The 4,487-nt window shown below is 64.7% G+C and carries 7 protein-coding genes; 1 reads left to right on the forward strand and 6 read right to left on the reverse strand.

What is annotated here, in order from left to right; translation table 11 throughout:
* A partial coding sequence (locus DMX10_RS31815) for a phage tail tape measure protein (RefSeq protein WP_111264831.1) occupies nucleotides 1–2,044 on the reverse strand: 2,044 nt, incomplete at its 3' end.
* Here DMX10_RS31815 and DMX10_RS32890 point away from each other — a divergent pair.
* Nucleotides 2,043–2,204, forward strand: a complete 162-nt coding sequence (locus DMX10_RS32890) for a hypothetical protein (protein ID WP_158545644.1) — start codon at nucleotides 2,043–2,045, stop codon at nucleotides 2,202–2,204. The genes DMX10_RS31815 and DMX10_RS32890 overlap by 2 nt on opposite strands.
* Nucleotides 2,205–2,306: 102 nt before the next feature.
* Here the strand turns inward: DMX10_RS32890 and DMX10_RS31820 are convergent, their stop codons facing one another.
* The 5 genes from DMX10_RS31820 to DMX10_RS31840 all read right to left on the reverse strand — a co-directional run.
* Nucleotides 2,307–2,654, reverse strand: a complete 348-nt coding sequence (locus DMX10_RS31820; RefSeq protein ID WP_111264832.1) for a hypothetical protein — start codon at nucleotides 2,652–2,654, stop codon at nucleotides 2,307–2,309.
* Nucleotides 2,655–2,711: 57 nt separating this feature from the next.
* A complete protein-coding gene (locus tag DMX10_RS31825; protein WP_111264833.1) occupies nucleotides 2,712–3,452 on the reverse strand; it encodes a hypothetical protein in 741 nt (246 codons plus the stop codon).
* Nucleotides 3,453–3,455: 3 nt separating this feature from the next.
* On the reverse strand, nucleotides 3,456–3,653 hold the full coding sequence (locus tag DMX10_RS31830; RefSeq protein WP_111264834.1) for a hypothetical protein: 198 nt from the start codon (nucleotides 3,651–3,653) through the stop codon (nucleotides 3,456–3,458).
* A gap of 9 nt (nucleotides 3,654–3,662) precedes the next feature.
* Nucleotides 3,663–4,130 (reverse strand): hypothetical protein, encoded by a 468-nt coding sequence (locus DMX10_RS31835; protein ID WP_111264835.1) that lies wholly within the window; start codon nucleotides 4,128–4,130, stop codon nucleotides 3,663–3,665.
* Nucleotides 4,123–4,487, reverse strand: a 365-nt coding sequence (locus DMX10_RS31840) for a phage virion morphogenesis protein (protein WP_111264836.1), incomplete at its 5' end; no start/stop codon positions are given. The genes DMX10_RS31840 and DMX10_RS31835, both read right to left, overlap by 8 nt.

Below are 4,487 nucleotides of genomic sequence, written 5' to 3' on the forward strand. Positions count from 1 at the left end.
CTTCCTCGGTCAGTTGGGCCAGTGCATTGGCCGGCAGGATCACCGCGTCGGCGTACTTCGCGGTGGTGGCGATGGTCTCGTTAAGAGAGTTGCGGTAGTCAATCTGGTCTTGGCGCAACTGCATGGCACGGTTGTGTAGCTCCCACAGCTCGTCGAGGTTGCCCGCCGTCCAAGAGATGACGCCCAGGGCCAAGGTGCCTTTGAGCAGGCGGAACGCGTCGGCCAGGGTGGCGACCTTCGGAACCAGGCCGGTGGCCGTGCTGGCGACTCCTTCCAGGCCAGCAGCGGCTGCGCCCGCTACACCAGGTGTCTGGGATAGGTGGCCGCGCAGCAGCATCAGGGGATTGGCGAGAGTTCGAATTGCACCGCCCACTGAAAGAGTGAGCACTGCCAGGGCCAGGATACCTGCCCCGGCATTTCGAACAGGGTCCGGCAACTCGTTAAATGATCGAATGACCGCCGTAACAGCATTCACGATGGGCAGGAATGCCGTAGAGGCCTCCCCCAGCTGGAGCTTTAGCTCTCCCACCGTAGAGTTGAACCGGTCGATATCGGCCTGGGGGGTGTTGGACATCTTCGCATAGGCCGCATCCATGGCCCCGCTGGCGCCGCGCATCGCCGCGACTTCGCTATTCAGCGCGCCGATGTCCTGGGTCAGGGACAGCACGGCGGTACGGGCCTCGACGTCGGGGATGATTTCCCGCATCGCGTCCAAGCCGAGCTTGCGGGCGGCGATGTCCTGGAGCGTGCCGGACAGGCCGCGCCACTTGATGCCCAGTTCGTCCAGCTTTTTCTGGGCCTCGGGGGTCGGCGCGGCCAGGGCGTTGATGGCCCCCTTCAATGCGGTGGTGGCTTGCGGGGTGCGGATACCGGCGATGGTCATGCGGGCAATTGCGGCCGACACCTCGTCGAACCCGACCCCGGCCGCCTTCGCAGTCGGCAGCACGTCGCCGATGAAGTTCGCCAGCTCGGGGAAGGTGGTCACGCCGTCGCGCACGGCCAGGAACATCTGGTCATAGCGCAGCCCCAGATTCTCGATGCCTTCGCCGTAGGCGTTGACCACGGCCAGTCCGCCACGGGCAGCGGTGGCGGTATCGGTGACGCCTGCAATCGCCGCCTTGGTGGACAGGGCCAGCGTGCTGATGCCGTCTTTCTCGTCGACGCCGGACGACAGAATGTCGTTGAGGGCGGAGGCTGACTCCGCCGCATCCTTGCCCATGTTGACGCTGAGCTGCCGCACTTCCTGGGACAACTGGGCGAACCGCTCGCGGCTCAGGTCGGTGATGGAATCCACGGCCGCCATCTGCTGGCCGAACTTCGCATAGAAGCCCAAGACGTTGGAGCCTCCGTAGGCAAGCGCGCCCATGGACGCGGCGGCGACGCCGGCTTGCATGCGGACTTCGCCAAGGGACTTGGCCCAGCCATTGGTGCCCGTCTTCAGCTCGGCGACGCGCTCGCGTAGACGGACCTTGGCCTGGAGCAATTCGCCCGTGGTCAGGGTGCCGCTGTTGCGCAGGAGCTGATACTGCTGGGTCAGCCCGTTGATTTCCTGGCGGATGTCGGCGTGGGGGCGCACGTTGAGGGCGGCGCGGGCCCCGGCGATACGTTCGGCCTGCGCCGATGCCCGGCCCTGGGTAGCATCCAGCTCGGCCGCCAGGCGCTTCTGCTCAGCCGCTAGGCGGGTGGTGTCGACGCCGGCACTGCGCAGGGCCTGGCTCAGCTCGGCCAGCTCCAGGCGCTGCCCGGCAATGCTGCGTTGCAATGCATCGGCCTGCTGGCTGGCGGCGCGGTAGGCCTGGATTTGTGCCCGTGTGGGGCGCTCTGCTGCCAGCATCTCGCTGGCCAGATCGGATAGATGGCGGCGCGTCGCATTGAGCTGGCGCTCGTTGTCGACTAGGCTAGCCTCCAGCTCTTGCAGGGAAGCGATGCGTCCAAGAGGTTGGCGCAGCTGGTTGATGAGGGCTTTGTAGCCCGCCTGGAACTGCTGCAACGTGTTGCGGCCCTGGCTGGCATCAACGGATATTGAGAGGCGTACGTCGGTCATGAAATTGTTTATCCAGCTGTTTGTCTTCTTTGGTGTCCTGGTGCTGGTGGCCCCCAAGCTCGGATGGACTCTTCTGGTGGGCGCTGGTCTTCTTTCTTTCGTTGTCCTTTTCTTCGCCTTCCTGTTCCGCCTGGCAGGTGTGGGAAACCCACGCCAGTAAATCCCTAGTCCCGCCCCTTCTCGGCCGACTCTATTGCCTCATCCAGCGCCGCTTCCCACGTTCCCCATGGATACGCCCACAAGCCGGTGTGTCCGTGGCGGATCAGGCAGGCGGCGTTTCGTTCAAGCTGCCGGAGAGCCTCGCCAGCAGTTGGCGCCCTGCTTCGCCGACGCGCGCTCTTAGGTCGAAAAAATCCGGGTTCACCGCTTTGCAGTCCTCCCCCAGTTCGCGCAGCTCGCTGGGCGTCATGCCGCCCAGTTGTTCGGCCGTGGCGTTGGTCATGCGCTCCAGGTCGGCGAGGGTGAAGTCAGGCAACAGGCTGTCACCCACCACGTCTGGTGCGTCTGCCTGGGCCTCCATGCTCTTCAGCCAATCGCGGATTTCTTCAACGGTCAGCTCGCGGCATTGAATGCCTTGGCCACCGGCGGGGCTGATCTTGGTTAGTGCCATGTTCGATGCTCCAGAGGCCGGGCCTGGGCGGCCCGGCCGGCTTGGTAGTTGGGAGGGTTACAACCAGGTGATGCGGTAGAACGGGGATTCGCCGACCGGGCGGGCCTGGTCCGCCAGCACCTCGCCTTTGGAAAGCAGCTTGCCGGGGTTCTGCGCATCGATGAGCGCCAGCTCTTCAGCGGGCGGCGCCTTCCAGCGGAAGATTTCGACGATGACCGGACGGCCACTTTCCGCTTCGTTCAGGCCATCGAGCACGATGCGATATACCGCGCCGGGCACGATCAACGCTTCGATGCGCTTGGCGGGCGTGGACTTGTAGGCCAGCGTCACCGGGGTCGGCGCGCTGATGACCTGGCTATCGACCGGAACACGGATGCCAGCCGCGGACAGCTCGACTGCGGATAAGGCGATGGGCGACCCGCCGCCCTGGGCCGGGGTGATGACCAGGTTCTTGGCGCCGGGGAACTCGGTCAGGGTCAGCCCGCCAGGAGCGAGCACTGCCTCTTCACCGGTCACCGTCTCTTCAGGCAGCAGAACGAGCTTGCCTTGCAGCACCATCTCCTGGTTTTCCTCGGACCACTCCTGCATTTGCACGGTCAGGTCGACGCCTTCCAGGATGTCCATGCGCGCCAGGTTGCCACCACCAGGACGGCGGTTCTGTTTCCAGAGGGTCGAGTTACTGCGGTGGGCAATCTTGAACTGCTCGACGTCGCCCACGTCGCGCAGAATCGAACCCTCGACGTCGAGACGCTGGGCCGAAACGATGCCTACGCCTTTGAATACCTTGGGTTGAGCCATGGCTTACTTGTCCTCTTTCTGGAGTTCGCCGGCTTTGGCGGCGACGATGAATTTGGCGTCAGCCTCGGACACATCGAGCACCGTATCCTTGGGGTGCTTGGTGCCGCCGTGGTTGTGGCCGTTCTCCTTGGTGATGACCACCTTGACGGTGGGCGTGGGCTTGGGTTGTTCCGCCACGGAGACGGTTTTGTCGTTCTTCATTCAGTCCTCCTAGCGGACTCTTGGGTGTTGGAATTGAACCGGCCAGGTGATGACCCAGGCGGCGGTGCCCTTCTGATCCAGGGCGGCGTGGTAGAGGTTGGCGGCCTTGATATCCTTGGCGTTGATGCTGTCCTGCAGCGCCAGGTCCAACTTGCTGCCGGGCGCTGCCGCTTGAATCGGCGTCAGCACCTGCAGCACGTTCAGCGCTCGGGTGCCGGCTTTGCCGAGGTCGCCCGCCAGTGCGACCAGGACAACGTGGGCGGAGCAGACCAGGTCGCCGCGCCCTGTCACTTCGAACTTCAGGCCCTCCAGGGCGACACGACAGGCGCGCGTGCTGGTGGCGTACTTCTCCAGATCGGCGACGCTGAAACGGCCGCCGTGCAGCTTCACTTCCACCTTGAGCTGGGCCGCTTCGAACTGGGCGTTGACCCAGGTCTCGACGCCGGCCAGCACGGCGGCGGGGGTGAGTTCATCCATTGGCCAGTGCCTCCAGAAAGTCTTCGGTGATGCCGACCAGGTCTTCGAAATCCTGGCCCTCGACGCCCAAGAACTCGCGTTGCGGGATGCCACGCTTCGGATCGCCGAAGTTGTGGGTGGCGGCGTAGATGAGCGGGCTACCGACCAACACGCTGTCGCCCTGCACCTGGTAGCTGATGCTGTTCAGCAGCGGCCCCATGCTCTGCAGCAGGCTTTGCCCGCTGTGGCGGGTCTCTGCGTAGGCCTCCGACCAGCCTTGCCAGGGCTCGCCCGACGGGCTGGTCTTGTCGCTCTGGATGCGGCGCCGGGTCTGTGACTCGACTTCAGCACCCAGCCCTTCCAGGAGCGGTTCCACGT

Source organism: Pseudomonas sp. 57B-090624 (genome assembly GCF_003234055.1).
GTDB classification, from domain to species: domain Bacteria; phylum Pseudomonadota; class Gammaproteobacteria; order Pseudomonadales; family Pseudomonadaceae; genus Metapseudomonas; species Metapseudomonas tohonis.

Excerpts from the sequence above, each read along its gene's own strand:
- DMX10_RS32890 (WP_158545644.1), top strand. The coding sequence starts at position 2,043 with ATGAAATTGTTTATCCAGCTGTTTGTCTTCTTTGGTGTCCTGGTGCTG.
- DMX10_RS31820 (WP_111264832.1), bottom strand. The coding sequence starts at position 2,654 with ATGGCACTAACCAAGATCAGCCCCGCCGGTGGCCAAGGCATTCAATGC.
- DMX10_RS31825 (WP_111264833.1), bottom strand. The coding sequence starts at position 3,452 with ATGGCTCAACCCAAGGTATTCAAAGGCGTAGGCATCGTTTCGGCCCAG.
- DMX10_RS31830 (WP_111264834.1), bottom strand. The coding sequence starts at position 3,653 with ATGAAGAACGACAAAACCGTCTCCGTGGCGGAACAACCCAAGCCCACG.
- DMX10_RS31835 (WP_111264835.1), bottom strand. The coding sequence starts at position 4,130 with ATGGATGAACTCACCCCCGCCGCCGTGCTGGCCGGCGTCGAGACCTGG.